Raw genomic sequence first — 16,563 nt, 5'->3', positions numbered from 1 at the left:
TAAAGATGTTTGCTAAAATAAAAGAAGACTTCGTAAGTATAGGATCCCTTTTTACCTCGGTTTCCACCTTACTGTGTTGCGCCCTGCCTTCGCTACTGGTTGCCCTGGGAATGGGAGCTGTGGTTGCGGGATTGGCTTCTGACCTGCCCTGGCTCATTACCATGAGCAAATATAAAGACTGGACCTTCCTGATTGCCGGGATTATGATAGGCTTTAATTTCTGGTTGTTCTACGGAAGAAAAAGAAACCAAACCTGCGAGATCGATGAAAACGGAAATGAGACCGCATGTGATACAGCAACAAGATGGAGCAAAGCCATTCTTTGGTTTTCCTTTGGCCTTTATGTCCTTGGATTGTTTGCTGCTTATTTACTATTGCCCATTCAAAGATTTTTAGAAGTTTAAATTTACAAAACATGAAAAATTATTTTTTGATCCTATTCATAGGGTTATCGACACTGTATAAAGTAGAAGCCCAGGGGCATGGCCCAATTTATGGATTACAAACCCCCACCCTGGCAAAAGGCGGTATAATCATGAACGCTTCCGGAATGAGTATAGCGACCGAAGACGAGGCCTCTTATATGCTTCGGTATACATTTTTCTATGGCATTACGGAAGATTTACAGGTTACCCTTACCACTCCTACTGTGATTGAGCGTCTGGAAAATGCTCCACGAACCCGTGGAAATAGTATGATGCCTTCCAATGGAGATATCGAGGCTGCTTTGTGGTATCGTTTTTTTTCAAATGCTTTTGGGGTAGGAAAGAGGTTTGAATCCACAGCAATTTTAGGTGTATCTGCCCCTACTGAGGATGTTCGCGGACAGGTGAATGTAGGGAACTCTATCCATGGGGCCATTTCTACGGGATATGCCTCACGTACCTGGTACGCCTGGTTAGGTGGCGGTTACCAATATTATTTTGAAAAGGACAACGAGCAATTAGGCGATTTACCCTATGCAAGCATGGTGATAGGTTATCGTCCCGATGTTTTTATGGGGGATTATCCTAAACCCGATTGGCGGGTTTTTATTGAATCATTAGTCGAGTTTCCAGGAGACAATAAATATACCGGTCAACAAAATTTTACAGACGAACGTAGCAAAAAAGTATTAGTGGGACCTTCATTCTTAGGACTTTACGGGGCTTGGGGTATTTCTTTCGGAGCGCTGTTTCCAGTGGTACAGGATTTAACCCCAAAGGCAATCAAAGAAAACTATCGGGTATCCATTAATTTAAGTTATTGGTTATAGTATAAATAAATTTAATAAAATAAACAGATGAAAAAAATAGTATTATTAATTGTAGTTGTTGTATTTGGAAGTTTTAGTTCCAATGCCCAGATTCAGAAAATAGATCAGGAAGTGTTTGGAATGGACTGTGCCCCCTGTGCTTATGGACTGGAGCGAGGTCTTGAAAAATTGGATGGCCTGGAAAAAGTGCAGGTTAGCCTGAATGACGGTAAAGCTTATCTTGATTTGGCAAATAACAATAACTTGAGCCTTAGGCAAATTCAGGAGGAAGTAAAAAAGAATGGTTTTTCAGCTAAGAATGCCGAAATAGTTATAAAGGGCAACTTCGTTGAGCAGGATGGCACTTATGCAATACAAACCGGGAAAGAAACTTTTAAGATAGCTGAAGCAACTTCTACCAACTTACGTTCCAGGTTAAAACCCGGAATTGTAAAAGTAAAAGGGATAGTTCAGGATGAAGAAGACGGTAATTTAACTAATAAGTGGAAATTAAATATCACCCAGGTTTATTAGCCGGAAAAAGGGAGTTTTAAAGAACATTAATTAATGGCGGACTCTACATCGAGCCCGCCAATTTTTTTTAAAATTTTAGAAATGAATTAATCTTCCCTCGTAACTAATTCATACACACAAGGTATCACAACCAGGTTTAGTACCGTTGCTGAGAGCAATCCTCCAAGTATCACCACCGCCATTGGGCTTTGAATCTCACTTCCCGGTTCGCCTCCTTTTAAAGCTAGCGGAATAAGTGCCAGTCCTGTGGTAAACGCGGTCATCAGAATTGGATTTAACCTGTCGAGCGCACCAGATTTAATGAGCTCATAACCCCTAAGGCCTTCCTTCCGCAGATCTTCATATCTCGAAACCAGCAGAATTCCGTTTCGTGTCGCGATCCCAAATAAACTGATAAAACCTATCGTGGAAGCTATACTTACAATTCCTGAAGTAAAGTATACGATTAAGATTCCACCAATCAAAGCCAGGGGTAAATTGATAAGCACAACAAAAGCGAGTTTCACATTGTTGAATTCAAAATACAACAGGAGGAAAATCACGAAGATTGCAATAATGGCAGTGATCAACAGCATTTGTGAAGCTCTGGATTCACTTTCAAATTGTCCGCCATATTGTACCCTGTAACCTTCGGGAATAGTCACTGAAGAATTCACGGTTACCTGGATCTCTTCCACCGCACTTCTTAAATCCCGACCCTGCACATTGGCAGCAACAACGATTTTCCTTTGCACATCTTCCCGGCTAATGGTATTAGGACTGCTTACAGAAGAAACACTAGCGAGCTGTTCCAATGGAACCTGTGAACCATTTGGCAATCCTATCAAGGCAGTTCTGATTTTTTCAATGCTGTTTCTAACATCCTCCTTATAACGCACCACCAGGTCAAAATACTTCTGACCTTCATAAATCTCACCAACTTCGTGACCGGCAAAGGCGATATCTACCTGCTCCATTAACTGTCCTACGGTCATTCCATAAGCTGAAAGGATCTGTCGTTTTGGGCTTATCTTGATCTGTGGTACTTCGATCTGCTGATCAACAGCTACATCGGCAAGCCCATCGATAGGAGTAATATTCTCCTCCACGTTTTTACCTATTTCATATAGCTGTTGAAGATCGGGTCCAAAGATCTTAATTGCGATATTGGCTCTCGTACCTGAAAGCATATGATCGATACGGTGAGCAATGGGCTGCCCCAGCGTAATATTAACCCCCGGAACGATACTTAATTTCTTCCGTACCTCTTCAAAAAACTCCTCCTTCGATTTATCTTCCAGGGTGAATGGTACATCGATCTCGGCGGCATTTACTCCCTGGGCATGCTCGTCCAGTTCAGCCCTACCAGTCCTTCTGGTAACCACATCCACTTCAGCCATTTCAAGCAATAATTGCTCTACCTGGTTTCCAGTCTTATTACTTTCTTCTAGCGACATGGATGGAGGCCCCACCACACTTATCACTAGTGATCCCTCGTTGAATTCAGGAAGAAAACTTCTTCCTAATTGCGTAAATAACGCAATACTCAGTAAAAAAGCAACCACTGTTACCGTGATCACGGTTTTAGGGATCTTTAAGGCACGATTTAGAATATCGGCGTAGGCCTTCTGTAACCATCTTTCCACTTTTGTTCCTTCGGACTGCTTTTTCAGCATTTTCTCCTTTTTCAGAAGATAGCTACACAGCACGGGAGTAACGGTTACCGCTACAATCAGCGACGTCAATACTGAAGTGATAAAAGCAATTCCCAGAGGTTTCAGCAATCGGCCTTCCATTCCGCCAAGGAAAAACAGCGGCACAAAAGAGACGATAATGATAAGGGTTGCTATGATGATGGAACTTCTAATTTCCACCGATGCATCCCTTACCACGGTGATCACCGACTGCCTTTCAGCTTTAGGTTTTCGAATATTCTCGCGCAGGCGTTTATAAACATTCTCCACATCAATAATAGCATCATCTACCAGTGCTCCAATTGCAATTGCCATTCCACCCAAACTCATGGTATTGATGGTATAGCCCAGCATTTTTAATACGATAATCGATACCAGTAACGAAATTGGGATCGCCAATAGCGAAATTAGGGTAGTACGCCAGTTCATCAGGAATATGAATAACACGATGACCACGAAAAAGGCACCTTCCAGCAGGGTCATATTCAGGTTACTGATGGAAGCATCAATAAAGTCTGCCTGTCGGAAGATCTGACTTTTGATCTCCACGCTTTCAGGGAGACTTGTTTCCAGTTCGGCAATGGCCTCATCCAGTCTTTCCGTGAGTTCCAGCGTATTGACATCGGGCTGCTTGGAAATTGTCAAAATAACCGCAGGTTCCGCATTCAGGGAGCCATCCCCGATCTTATCGGCAGCGCCTATCTGTACTTCCGCAATATCCTTTATTTTAATACTCTGACCGTTTACCTGTTTTACCACAGCTTCCTCCAGATCATCTATCGCATAAGCCCTACCACTTCCTTTGATGATGTATTGATTTCCGTATTGATTCAGAAAACCACCGGGAGCATTCGTATTTGCCTCTTTAACCTTCTCGGTTAATTCTTCGAGACTTACATCGTAATATTTCATTTTTCCGGGATCGGCAAAAACCTGGTATTGTTTATAATCTCCTCCAATCACCACCACGTTTGCAATCCCTCCGATGGCTTTGATCCGTGGACGTATCTGCCAGTCAGATAATGTTCTTAGTTCCATTGGGTTCAAACTATCTGAAGTGACTCCCAATAGCATTACTTCTCCCATAATCGAGGAAATGGGTGCCATAGTAGGAGCTCCTTTTCCTGTGGGTAGGTTTTCACGAACCATTGGAATACGTTCACTTACGATCTGTCTTGCCTTGTAAATATCAGTACCCCAGTCGAATTCAACCCAAACGATGGAGATCCCGGCGGCTGAGGAAGAACGAATCCTTCTTACATTCGGCGAACCGTTCATCGCGGTTTCGAGCTGATAGGTCACTAGTTTCTCTACCTCTTCACTTTCCATTCCGTGTGCTTCCGTTAGTATGGTCACGGTAGGCGCGGTAAGGTCTGGAAATACATCCACGTTCATATTACGTGCGAGGTAAAACCCGGTGATGCTCAGTACATTACTTTTTTGAACTGATTGCTTAAATAGGCAACGCTACTATAATCTAGTTTAAAAACTATCTCACTTAAAGTCAATTTATAATAATCAATGAATTCTTTAACACATTCAATTTTCTGGTTGATGATGTATAACTCAAATGCTATGCCTTCTACAGCAGAAAAAAAGAGCTAAGGTACTTATAGTTAAGATGTAATTTTTCACTTATAAATTCTGGCCATTTTATATCGAAAAACTTATTGGAGTGGTGAATTTTTTCCACTACCAGGCTTTTCATTTGTTCAATGAGTTGACTTTTTCGATCGGTTTTTAGACTAAAACCAGAATTCCGAAGTTCTTTTTTCAAAAGGTTTTTGTTTGTTCATTTAATTCTTATTCTAAATATACTTCACCCAGTTTGATGACACTGTAAGAAATTTTCAACTTATCTAAGATAAACGCGACTGAGCTTATACAGCGTGCACACACCATATTTTTAATATAAAGAGTTGGAGTTATAAAGTCAATTACCGGGACCATAGAATATTCTTAGTCTGCCCAAAAATGCGCAAAGGAGCCACGAATCCACCAATAAATTGTAGAAAGTATTCGTGGATTGGTGGCAGAATATAATATAAATATGTCTTTAAGGTAAATTCATTAGGCCCAAACATCTTAAATTATTTAGAAGTACCCGCATTATTCTGGTCATTTAAAATGGAACTTAAATTGATAACTCGATAAAGAGTATTAATCATAATTTAGGTTTTAAATATATACTCTAAGCCATAAAAGCAAAAGAAATGGCAGCAAATAAGGCTGCAAAAAACAAAATAATTAAAGCAAGAATACCATAAATTTTATCTTTTTTGGAAACAGTATCTTTCTTGGATTTTGACTTTTTCCTGTTTTTATTTTTTCTTCTCTCTCTTCTATTTGCACTCATTATATTATATTTATATGATTAGTCAAAATTGCCCAGTTAAGAGTTATTTCTTATAATTAGCTAAAATCAAAAGTTATGATCGCCCTAATTTATTAAGTAGTCATAGGCAAAAGATCGCCCTGAAATTACTTTAAACGCATATTTGACAGTGAAATGAAAGAGTATTTTCAAGAACTACAAAAACACTAAATATTATAGATTAAGAGCCTCAAGCTGGCAATTCACCGGTCGCGACCTCAAAAAAGACGTAATATTCCAATAGGTTCAAAAACTGACGTATCCCGCTAAATCGTAAATAAAAAATCTGGGCTAAACGGGTATCAAATAACTAATTCACGTCCACTTAAGTCAAATAAGCTTCTACACATTCTTTACAAACCTGCACACAATCCAGACATACTTTTTTACAATATTAAGTCATTCACATCGCTATAGCTTGTACTAAAATGGTTTTAAGTGGCATAAACTTCAGCACATATCTTGTCAATTCTAATCCAATCTTTCATCATCTTTACATTATTTTCATCTAGACAGGCATCAGCCAATAACTGTAATGAATAATGTAACGTCGAAACGCATGAATTAATTTCTCATTTCTCATAATGTTGAAATTATAAACTAAAAACTAAATGGGGTTTTAAAATTCTACCAAGATGTTTCAATTCTAAAGATATTTAACAAAGCACTTTAAATTTTAAGCTTTTCTTTCTCAACATCAGCCCATTCCCAACCATCCTGATATAATAAGGTTTTAAAAAACCTACGTTTTTCCATAATATTTTCTTCTATATCTTTTTGTTCTATAGTGGTAGACACCAAGCCGTGTTCCTGCAAAATTGCAACCGAAATTTTTGCAGTATTTTTTTCTTTAATATTGATATGGGTAACTTCAGATATAATTTTAAAATAATTTTCAAAAGCTACAATCAAAGGCCGAATATCTTCTAAGGGGGGCTGTTTTTCCTTTTTTATTTTATGGGTAAGGATAACTAATGCCTCGTATAGGCGCGCCAGTTGCAAAACTACATTGTTACTTTGATTTGGGTTGTGGAAATAATGAATAACCGGATATGTTCTATGATGCTGGCTGTATTTAATAATAGAGTCGGATATATCATCAATTTTATTCGTCAGTCTTGAAAAGTCTTTTTTATTCCAGGAATTAAGTACAATTTCTTGCGGTGTGCTTCCTAAGGTACTAAGTTTTATCCCCAATTTTTGTTGGTCTATAACTGCTGAAAGAACGGGAATAAAATAAGTTACCGACATAGTAAGAAGAATAAGACCTGTAAAGGAATAAATAGTGGTTAGTAGCCTCCAATAATTTCCTGCCGCTATAAAATCACCAACGCCCAGAGTGGAGAGGGTAAAACCGCTATAATATATTACCTCCCATAATCCTGCGGTGGTCTTGGTGGAACTTTGAATTATTGATCCAGGATTGGAATATAAAATCAACACCATACTACTCCACAGGGCAAAGACCCAAATTATTACAATTGCAATAAGCAGGATATAACCTGCATGACTTAAAAATTTTGAGCTTCCGTCTTTGCCAGAAATATTTAAAAATCCTTTCCAGAAAAAATGGGAAAACCGGCTGGTTAACCACCCCCCACCCTGCAAGGAAAGAGTTGTTTGAATAACATCTAACACAATTAATAGATAAATAATTATGCCTAAGATTGAAAGAATGTTCATATTTTATGCTTTATTTTATTTGACCTAAGTAGCCCCTTGAACAAGCTAACCCTGTTAAACTTCCATACCAAGGGAAACTTAGACCATATTTATACTTTTCCGGTCTTTTACTTGTAACTTCCTATAACCTGAAGGGGAAAGCCCAGTTGCCTTTTTAAATGAAGTTGAAAGATAGGCGGCTGTGGAATATCCAAGGTTATCTGCAATCATCGCGATACTCCAATCATCGTAATTTAAAAGTTCTTTTACGCGTTCAATTCGAACCGAGATGTAAAGCTGCTGAATACTCTGTCCCTCCCTATCTGTAAAGATGTGGGTTATATGTCTATAATCGAAGTGCAGGTGCGAGCTAGGCATAGTTGAAAATTTATCGTTTGCGGTGTCTTTTGAATAAACCTTTTTAATAATTAAGGATTTTATCTAATTAATTTTTCATTACGGCTTTCAATGATCTCGAACCCTAATTTTTCAAATTCTGTTTATAGTTGCTCTTTCTCAACAGCAGAGAGCTTCCTTTCTATAATGGCCTCACAAAGGTTTACCACGGAAAAAGGAATATTCAAATTATTAAAAATTTCTTTTACCACTATAAGCACCTCTAGCACACCACGTTTATTTATGCACCCTTTATTTACTTTGACCCAAAAACTTTTGAACAACCTACAAGGTGCGAAAACCAAGCAAGTTATTCTTACGCTTATTTGATTGTTTCTTGAACTCTACCACATTTCAACATTTTATTTCCGTAATATGGATTAAAAATATCTTTTGAATTTGAATACCAATAGTCTCCTTTTCCTTCAAAAGCCATGGGGCAGTATTGCTTATAGATTTCTCCAGAGGCTAATGCATTCCTTAAAACAGGTTCCATAGCTTCTGTAAGTTTAGAAAAAGCTTCCCGCTGCTTATTTATATTACCGCTTTCTGCAATTTCATTTGCAATAGCCACTATACCCTTCTTATTGGTTGCCGTTTCCGCAAGTTCTGCTGCTTTTGCACTAGCGGCTTGGGAATTGGTATTTACAAATGCGTCTTTAATAGCTACATACAGGTCATAGAGATCAGCAGTTTTTTCATCCTTAAATTCTGCTTGCAATCCTTCATCCTCATAGCCTTTTGCTTCAGCATTTTCATCAATGTTTGGCTGGTGCATTTCATTTTGCATAGGCTTTGGGGCATCCTTTGTGTTTTGGTCATTTTTACAGGAGAATATCGCTAAACTTCCAGCAATGAGACTTAAAACTGTTATACTTCTAATTATTTTTTTCATTTTCCGATTTTATCGCTATTAATGTTCAAAATTAGGTTTATTTGAATTTTTTTTGAAATTTTCTTATTGATGGTGATGAAATATACCAGAGTAAAAAACCGCTCAAGACCGTTATAAGGCCCATAAGAGAAAAAATACGTAGTATAAGATTATTAAAATCGTCCCTTCCTTCGTAATCCATGGTATGGGTCATCCAAAGAAAATCGAACCAACGCCAGTCGCGATAACGTACCGTTTTAAAACTTGCATCGGTAGCACCCACATAGGCTTTTAGGTTTTTAGGTTGGGCATAATTAATAACATAAGCCGGAAAAGATCCACTACGGTATTCATGATGATCCCCGACTTTGTTGATTTTTTCTACTGAAATTATTTTAAAATCATCTTTTACATATCGTTGCGCAATATTCTTGGCATCTTCTTCTGAAATTTCATCGATAACTTTGCCATCTTGTGCGTGTACCAGTTTTTCGTTGTTTACAAAATAGTAAGGCATTCCCGAAACTTCTTTTAAACTAATACTATGAATTTTCATTTCTGGAATGAGCGTGGAAATACCGGCAAGATTTTCAAAATTTGAAGTTTCAGGAGGCAATTTTTTAAAGTGATCTCCGTGAATTTCATCGATATCGGTCCAGCTAAAATACATCCCGCTAATAGTCCACATCAAGAACTGAATGCCTATAAAGATTCCCAGATATCGATGGGCTTTACGAATTTTCATCGCTGTTTTTCTCTTCACCATTTCTAATTAACTTCCATATATTAGATTATTCTTTTTACGTTTGCAATTATGTTTACGTTTACCTACGTAATCCATTACAAATTTACTTTTAGTCATTAAAGATCACTTATAAAGTTCACTATAGGATTTACTATCCGACTCACTAATTTTTCTTACAATACTGGTTTTGTTTATTCCATTTCTATCTGAGATACCCATTGATAGTAACAATTCCTTTAAACCCTGAATGGTGTTTTTATGATAATTAGCCACTTTATGTTTCTTATCCTCAACTACCAAAGCCTTTACCCGCTTTGAATCCATAGTGGTTATTCCGGTAGGGCAGGTATTTAAATTGCATTTTAAAGATTGGACACACCCCAGGGCAAACATCATACCCCTGGCACTGTAACAAGCATCGGCCCCAACGGCTAATGCTTTATAAATATCGAAAGAAGAAATTATTTTTCCCGCAGCTATAACCTTAATATGTTTGCGCAGATTATATTTTTTTAAAGTTATATCCACAAAGTGGAGCGCCTCAAATAAAGGTGTTCCGCCCCAATGTAATCCATCCATGCTTGCAGCCCCAGAACCACCTTCTGCTCCATCTACCGCAATAAAATCTGGAAAATTATTTTCTTTATTTTTCGAAAATATTTCAATCATCTCATCAAATTCGAGTTTTAAACCAATACAGAGTTTAATCCCTATAGGTTTTGCAGAGGAAAGATCACGTAATTCTTTGATAAATTTAAGCAACTCGTTAGGGTTACTGAAAGCACTGTGGTGCGCCGGGGAATGAATCTCTGTATGTGCTTCAATATCCCTATATTCTGAAATCTCCCTGGTATTTTTACTGGCAGGAAGTATAGCACCAAAACCTGGCTTAGCTCCTTGTGAGATTTTAATTTCTATCATTTTCACGAGTTTATCTTCAGCTATTTTTTTAAATTTTTTAGCATCAAAATCCCCTTCCTTATTCCTGCAACCAAAGTAACCCGTGCCAAATTGAAAAATTAAATCAGCTTTGTATTTCCTGTGATATGGGGTTAAACCTCCCTCTCCTGTATTTTGTGCAAAATTTGCAATTTTAGCCCCAGCATTTAATGCCAAAGTTGCATTTTTACTTATAGAGCCATAACTCATCGCCCCGAGATTTAAAATACTTGAGCTGTAGGGTTTAGTACAATTTGGGCCTCCAATATTAATACGAAAATTATCCCGGAATTCCTTTGACGGAAATGTAGAATGCAAAAACCGTTCTCGGCCAACACTCTCATAAGATAACTGGGTGCCAAAGGGCTGATTCTTGTTTGCGTTTGCGGCCCGCTTATAAACGATTTCTTTCTGGATCCAGTTGAAGGGCATACCCTCGGTGCGATTAAGGAACAAAGCTTCTTGCAAAACGTGGCGTTGTTCTTCTAAAAGATTGGTAAGCCTACCAAATAAAGGATAATTACGCTGTATGTTGTCCGCTTTTTGAAAATAATCTTTAAAGCCCAAAATATAAACAGGAAGCAGTAAAACCGCTACCCACCATAAATTCGGCTGCCACAATATAAGGATTGTGAGCACTACCACGGACACTAAAGAACCTATTAAAAAAGAATTTCTCATAAATGCAATTTAATGCGAATGTCCTTCGTCTTTGCTATTCTCATTTGTTTTTTCAGGTTCCAGGTAGTTGCCCTGTGGTCCTACGCCTTCAAGGTAAACTAATTGCGAGCCATAGTGCCCAGCTTCTGAAACTGAATAAGCTGAAAAAGCCAGCACCAGAAAAACTAAAATTTCAAAAAGGCGGTTCTGTTTAAGTAAAAACACGCTCACCAATTTTAAAGTAGCCGCGATGGCACTGGAATAGATAGTCCATTCAGCAAATTTATCGTGTTGTTCCAGCACACTTTTGGCTGTTTCAGTTAAATCATGTGTATGAGGATGGGCATATACCCCGGCAATATAAGCTCCCATAAAGCCAACACCCACCATAAGCAAAATCACCCAATCCATATTAGGTTTTAATATAAAAATTTGGATAAGTTGTAAAATTACCCCAAAAATGAGTAGGACAATAGGAAAATGAACAACCATAGGATGCAGGTTTGGAAATTCGTCCAACCCGGCTTTCACTTCATTCTTGTGCTGTTCTAAATTTTATTCATTGGTTTCTTTAGACTCCAAATCTTGAGCAGGAATTGAATCCTTTTCAATATTTCGTTCTTCAGTGTTTGAAGGGTGTTCGTGGCTTTCATGATTTTCCTGAGCCTGTACCATAATTGGCACCAAAGAAACAAGGCATATGAGAAAAAAATTTTTCATCTGTTATCTTTTTTTGGTTATTAGAAATATGTCATAAAGCAAGTAGGAAAGAAAATGGAGAGGAATCGAAGTTTTCAACTAATTAATATTAAGACAAAATCCCTCCATTTTCAAAAAACTTTGATCAAATATGTTGTTTAATGATCGTGACCTCCTTCAAGATCCATATCCTAGTCGTGATCCATTTGCATATCATCTTCTTCCATCATCCCTTCATCCTGCATTTCCATATCATCCATATCGTCATGCTCTGTCTCTGTGGTTTCCCTACAGGACATTAAAGAAAAATTAATTCCTACAATAAAAACGAGCAACAGTATAAATTTCATATTTTTCATCTGGTTAGTTTTAAAAACGTCTAACTATAATTTTGAAATAATTTTTTCGAGTTTCCCTTTTATTTCCTGGGCAACTTTTCCCAAAGCTTTATTTTCTACAGCCTGCATCGAGGCTATAGGGTTAACGGCCGCAATTTCAATTTGGCCCGATTCTTTCTCCTGAACTATAACATTACAAGGCAGCATGGTGCCAATCTTATCTTCGACCTCTAATGCCTTATGGGCGTAAGGCGCATTACATGCTCCCAGGATGCGATAATTTCTGAAATCCACATCCAGTTTCTTCTTTAAAGTGCCAGTAACATCAATTTCAGTTAAAACGCCAAAGCCTTCTTTTTCCAGTTCCCGGGTTACCTGATCAATTACCTGCTCAAAATCTCCTTTTATCGTTTTATTAAAATAGTATTTCATAAGTCATTTTCTTTTGAGATTATTTTTTTGCTCTTCAAATTCTTCTTTACTTATTTCTCCCTTTGCGTATCTTTTCTCAAGTATTTGTATAGGGCTATCGCCTGTTCTCTGATTTTTACCTAACCAATTACTTAAGGGCAGAAAGACTGCTGCCACGACAATAAGCCCTATTACAATCCACCAAAACATCATCATTATCCCCTAATTATGGTTTTGGATTATGTTCATGTTTTCCGGCTTCTTTTTTGGAATCATCCCCTTTCTTTTTATCCATATGTTGCTTCATTCTTTCCATCATCTCGGGATCATCATGCATTTTTTCCATCATTTCCTGCATCATTTGCGGGTTTTCTTTCATTTTTTTCATCATCCCCTGCATCATTTTTTTTCTGAATCCAGGATCATTCTCCATGGAATGCATCATCTCATGCATCATTTTTTCTTTCATTTCCGGATTTTCCTTCATTTTCTTCTTCATCATTTTCCCCATCATTTCTTTCATTTCAGGATCATCCATCATTTTCTCCATGTGGGATTTCATCTTTTTTTTCATCCCCGGGTTCTTTTGCATCATGGCTTTCATTTTGCCAGATTCCATCATTTGCATATGGTTTTGCATCATGAGTTTTCTTGCCCCTTCGTCTTGTTGTGCCAGATCAATAAATTCATTGAATTGGTTTGGGTTCGAAATAATTTCCTGGTAAACAGCGTTTCGATTGTCTGGAACATCCATTGCTTCAGAAGCGTTAAATGTTGATTTACAGCTTACCAATGTTCCTACTGCTACTATAATCATTAAGGTTTTTACAATTGTTTTCATTTTACTTTGTTTTAGAGTTAATAAAATTTTCATCGTTCAGTTATATTTTTTTATAATTCTCTTATCCTGTTCTTTCTACACTATTTTAAAGTTCCTCATCATGCCCATATCCTCATGCTCCAGATTATGGCAATGGTATAGAAACAATCCTTTATAGTCTTCAAATCGCATGATCAAATCCATTTGCATTCCTGGTAAAAGATAAACGCTGTCCTGCCAGCCTTCGTTGATAAAACCGTCTTTGGTTGCTTCCCAAAGCTTATCATCTACCTTATCAGCGTTTCGGTTTAAGATGTTGAATTGTAATTGGTGGATATGAACAGGATGTGGCATTTGCATCATATTTCCCATGCCTCCCTGACCGCCCATCATTCCGCCGTTGCCATGCATTCCGCCGCCCATCATTCCGCTGTCATCATCAGGATCTGAAGAAAACTGGTTTCCATTATTGATACGCCAAATTTCGGTAGTATCTAATTTCACGGTCTCTTCTTCAGCTACTTCGGTGCCATTATAGGTGCGACCGTTAATGGTCCATTCCATCATTCCGCCCATAGCGAAGGTGAAAGTCCTGGGATTGTCTTTATTGATGGCATCTGTGGCCGCCAATGTATTGAAAGAACTGAGCTCACCAGGTAATTGAGCATTGTTTTCTGCGAAAGCCCCCACATTTATTTCCAGAATATCAAACTGAGTGTCATAAGGCAAGTGATTGCTACTGCTATTTCCCATCATCCCGCCATTCATCATGCCACCACCCATCATGTCCAGTGGGATAGGTAAATGGACCAGTTTAATACGACTATTTTCTGACTGTTGAGATAAATCCAACCATACATCTACCCGCTGCGCTGGCCCTAAAATTAGAAAGGGCAATTTTTTTGGCGCTTCCAATAGCCCCCCGTCCACACCAAATACTGTGATAGGTTCACCATTGTCCCACGCCAACTTATAAGCCCTGGAATTGGAACCGTTTAAGAGCCTTAAACGATATTTCCCGTTTGCGCCCAGGTTCAGGGTATTATCAATTTTACCATTGATCAATATTTGCTCACCTAAAAAACCCTGCATTCGATCCATCTCTCCATCGCCCAGGTATTGGAGCTGTTTATTATCATTAAAAGTCCTGTCCTGGATCACCACGGGAATATCATATTCACCCTGGGGTAGATTTAATTTTCCTTCTTCTTTATCAGATACGATAAACAATCCTGCCAGTCCCTTATATACCTGTTCCCCGGTATGTTTATGCGGATGTGGGTGAAACCAATACGTTCCAGCCCTGTTCATTACTTCAAATTCATAATAGTAGGTTTCGCCTTCACTTATTACATGCTCTGGGTGGCCATCATTCTCGTGAGACACGTGCAGGCCATGCCAGTGCACAATAGATTCGGCCGGAATCTGGTTTTCATACCTCACCCTAACCTTATCCCCTTTCTTTACCCGAATAACAGGTCCTAAATAGCTACCCTCTATATTTTGTAAATTATCTTCGCTACCTTTTATGATAGATGCTTTATAGGAATATGTTTTGGTACTACTGTTTGGATAGATGCTGGTCTGGGAAGGTAATGCGGTAAGTTGTAGATCTAAATCGGCAATAAAATCCTTGTCCATTTTATTTACGGTCTCAGGATGCCGGGTGGAGGTATCCGATTTACAGGAGGCAAAAAAAGGCATTACATAGAAACCTGCTGCTGCCAGGCTTGCAGTTTGTATAAAATTCCTTCTGTTTACGTTTTTTTTCATCATTATATTATTTTGAATGGCATCCGTAACAATTTCAGCACAAGGAAAGTTACAGCCCCGCTTAAATTTTAGATACTTCGACAACTTAAAAGTCGCAGGCTGCTTAACAGCTAATCTACCGCCCCTTTTTCTGGAGGTTTTCGATTTAGAAACCATTTTTCACCTAAAAATATGAGCAACATAGAACCAAATGCTATCCAAATTAGGGTGGGATCACGTTCTATTTTAATATAAACGAAGGAACCCAAAACTACCACATCCAAAATTATTGCGCTTATTACGATCCCAGCTTTGGCTTCTATGTCCTTTCTCATTTTGGTAAGCACTCCCCAATGAATAATAATATCCATCACCAAATAATATATTGCGCCAAGGGAGGCTATCCTGGAAAGGTCGAAAAAGATAGTAAGCACAATGGCAATTACTATAATATACACCAGCATATGCTTTTGTATACTCCCTTTCATACCAAAGTGACTGTGAGGTATCAACTTCATGTCAGTTAACATAGCAGTCATTCTTGAAACTGCAAAAACACTGGCAATTACTCCAGAAATAGTGGCGATAATAGCAATAGCCACGGTAAACCATAAACCAAATTGACCAAATAATGGCCTGGAAGCTTCAGCTAGACTATAATCTTTGGCCTCAATGATTTCAGGAATACTCAAGTTGGAAATCACCCCCCACGAAACGAGTAAATAGGTTAGCCCGCAAATAAGCAATGAAATGATAATGGTCCTGCTCACGTTTTTGTGTGGTTTCACAATTTCACCACCACTATTGGTTATAGTAGTAAAACCCTTATAGGCAAGGATAGATAAAGCCAGTGCTCCAAGGTACTCCATTACTCCCCTTTCCCCGCCGGTACCTCCTGAAGGTACTAAATCTGATACTACAAAACCCGAGGCATAGATAGCTCCTCCGGCAAAGATCAATAACCCACCGGTTTTGAGGATCGCCATGGCAAGGGAGGATTTCCCTATTACCTTATTGCCTGCAATATTAATTACAAAGGCAAAAATGAGTAGGCCCACCCCTAAAACGGGAATGAGATAACTGTCTTTTGGCGCATCGAACAATTGCAACGTATAACTACCAAAGGTCCTGGCCACCAGACTTTCATTAATAATCATAGAGAACGTCATCAGTAAAGCTGCAAAAGCAGTTACAAGTCCCTTTCCATAAGCTTTCTCCAAATACATGGCGATACCTCCTGCAGATGGATACGCATTAGACATCTTGTTATAGGAATAAGCACTAAATCCTGATATAATTCCACCCACAATAAAAGCTATTGGAAAATACTCACCAGAAAGTTCTGCCACTTGACCAAGAAGCGCAAAGATCCCTGCACCAATCATAACATTGGTTCCCATTGATATTGCACCCACCAGGCTTAGACTGTTTTCTTTATAATTTCCCATATTG

General features: G+C 38.4%; 18 protein-coding genes. 3 read left to right on the top strand and 15 right to left on the bottom strand.

Features of this window, described 5'->3' with window-relative positions; genetic code table 11:
- The first annotated feature begins 5 nt into the window (after positions 1-5).
- Genes APB85_RS08545 through APB85_RS08535 form a run of 3 tightly spaced genes read left to right on the top strand, consistent with a single transcriptional unit; the run spans position 6 to position 1,768 of the window.
- Positions 6-404 (top strand): hypothetical protein, encoded by a 399-nt coding sequence (locus tag APB85_RS08545; protein ID WP_013073423.1) that lies wholly within the window; start codon positions 6-8, stop codon positions 402-404.
- An 11-nt stretch (positions 405-415) separates the two neighbouring features.
- Entirely contained in the window at positions 416-1,255 is an 840-nt protein-coding gene (locus APB85_RS08540) for a hypothetical protein (RefSeq protein ID WP_103294440.1), read from the top strand.
- A gap of 27 nt (positions 1,256-1,282) precedes the next feature.
- On the top strand, positions 1,283-1,768 hold the full coding sequence (locus APB85_RS08535; RefSeq protein ID WP_034892175.1) for a heavy-metal-associated domain-containing protein: 486 nt from the start codon (positions 1,283-1,285) through the stop codon (positions 1,766-1,768).
- An 86-nt stretch (positions 1,769-1,854) separates the two neighbouring features.
- Here APB85_RS08535 and APB85_RS08530 read toward each other — a convergent pair whose 3' ends face one another.
- From APB85_RS08530 to APB85_RS08460, 15 genes are all read right to left on the bottom strand, one after another.
- On the bottom strand, positions 1,855-4,863 hold the full coding sequence (locus tag APB85_RS08530; RefSeq protein WP_262506235.1) for an efflux RND transporter permease subunit: 3,009 nt from the start codon (positions 4,861-4,863) through the stop codon (positions 1,855-1,857).
- A gap of 769 nt (positions 4,864-5,632) precedes the next feature.
- Positions 5,633-5,797, bottom strand: a complete 165-nt coding sequence (locus tag APB85_RS17295) for a hypothetical protein (RefSeq protein WP_169929152.1) — start codon at positions 5,795-5,797, stop codon at positions 5,633-5,635.
- A gap of 687 nt (positions 5,798-6,484) precedes the next feature.
- Positions 6,485-7,498: a potassium channel family protein gene (locus tag APB85_RS08515; protein ID WP_057481175.1), complete on the bottom strand. Its 1,014-nt coding sequence runs from the start codon at positions 7,496-7,498 to the stop codon at positions 6,485-6,487.
- 78 nt (positions 7,499-7,576) lie between these two features.
- Positions 7,577-7,855, bottom strand: coding sequence for a helix-turn-helix domain-containing protein (locus APB85_RS08510; RefSeq protein ID WP_051931248.1), 279 nt, complete (start codon positions 7,853-7,855; stop codon positions 7,577-7,579).
- 340 nt (positions 7,856-8,195) lie between these two features.
- Positions 8,196-8,768, bottom strand: coding sequence for a DUF3347 domain-containing protein (locus tag APB85_RS08500; RefSeq protein ID WP_051931246.1), 573 nt, complete (start codon positions 8,766-8,768; stop codon positions 8,196-8,198).
- 37 nt (positions 8,769-8,805) lie between these two features.
- The gene (locus APB85_RS08495) at positions 8,806-9,513 is read right to left on the bottom strand and encodes a PepSY domain-containing protein (protein ID WP_057481174.1); all 708 of its coding nucleotides are present in this window, start codon (positions 9,511-9,513) and stop codon (positions 8,806-8,808) included.
- 102 nt (positions 9,514-9,615) lie between these two features.
- A complete protein-coding gene (locus APB85_RS08490) occupies positions 9,616-11,112 on the bottom strand; it encodes an FMN-binding glutamate synthase family protein (protein WP_057481173.1) in 1,497 nt (498 codons plus the stop codon).
- Positions 11,113-11,121: 9 nt separating this feature from the next.
- Complete coding sequence (locus APB85_RS08485; protein ID WP_229792231.1) at positions 11,122-11,583, bottom strand: DUF2231 domain-containing protein; 462 nt, start codon at positions 11,581-11,583, stop codon at positions 11,122-11,124.
- A 63-nt stretch (positions 11,584-11,646) separates the two neighbouring features.
- Positions 11,647-11,811, bottom strand: a complete 165-nt coding sequence (locus APB85_RS17480) for a hypothetical protein (RefSeq protein ID WP_229792230.1) — start codon at positions 11,809-11,811, stop codon at positions 11,647-11,649.
- Between the two features lie 170 nt (positions 11,812-11,981).
- Complete coding sequence (locus APB85_RS17290; protein ID WP_160319236.1) at positions 11,982-12,140, bottom strand: hypothetical protein; 159 nt, start codon at positions 12,138-12,140, stop codon at positions 11,982-11,984.
- A gap of 33 nt (positions 12,141-12,173) precedes the next feature.
- A complete protein-coding gene (locus tag APB85_RS08480) occupies positions 12,174-12,560 on the bottom strand; it encodes a DUF302 domain-containing protein (RefSeq protein WP_034892162.1) in 387 nt (128 codons plus the stop codon).
- Between the two features lie 3 nt (positions 12,561-12,563).
- Positions 12,564-12,755 carry an SHOCT domain-containing protein gene (locus tag APB85_RS08475; protein WP_034892159.1) on the bottom strand — a complete coding sequence of 64 codons (192 nt, stop codon included), beginning with the start codon at positions 12,753-12,755 and terminating at the stop codon, positions 12,564-12,566.
- A 10-nt stretch (positions 12,756-12,765) separates the two neighbouring features.
- Positions 12,766-13,380 (bottom strand): hypothetical protein, encoded by a 615-nt coding sequence (locus APB85_RS08470; protein ID WP_057481172.1) that lies wholly within the window; start codon positions 13,378-13,380, stop codon positions 12,766-12,768.
- 75 nt (positions 13,381-13,455) lie between these two features.
- Positions 13,456-15,135, bottom strand: coding sequence for a multicopper oxidase family protein (locus APB85_RS08465; protein ID WP_057481178.1), 1,680 nt, complete (start codon positions 15,133-15,135; stop codon positions 13,456-13,458).
- A 107-nt stretch (positions 15,136-15,242) separates the two neighbouring features.
- Entirely contained in the window at positions 15,243-16,559 is a 1,317-nt protein-coding gene (locus APB85_RS08460; protein ID WP_057481171.1) for an APC family permease, read from the bottom strand.
- Positions 16,560-16,563: the final 4 nt, after the last annotated feature.

The organism is Salegentibacter mishustinae (assembly GCF_002900095.1).
Lineage (GTDB): Bacteria > Bacteroidota > Bacteroidia > Flavobacteriales > Flavobacteriaceae > Salegentibacter > Salegentibacter mishustinae.
Note: the sequence above shows the minus strand (reverse complement) of the source record. Positions and strands in the feature narration are given on the sequence as shown.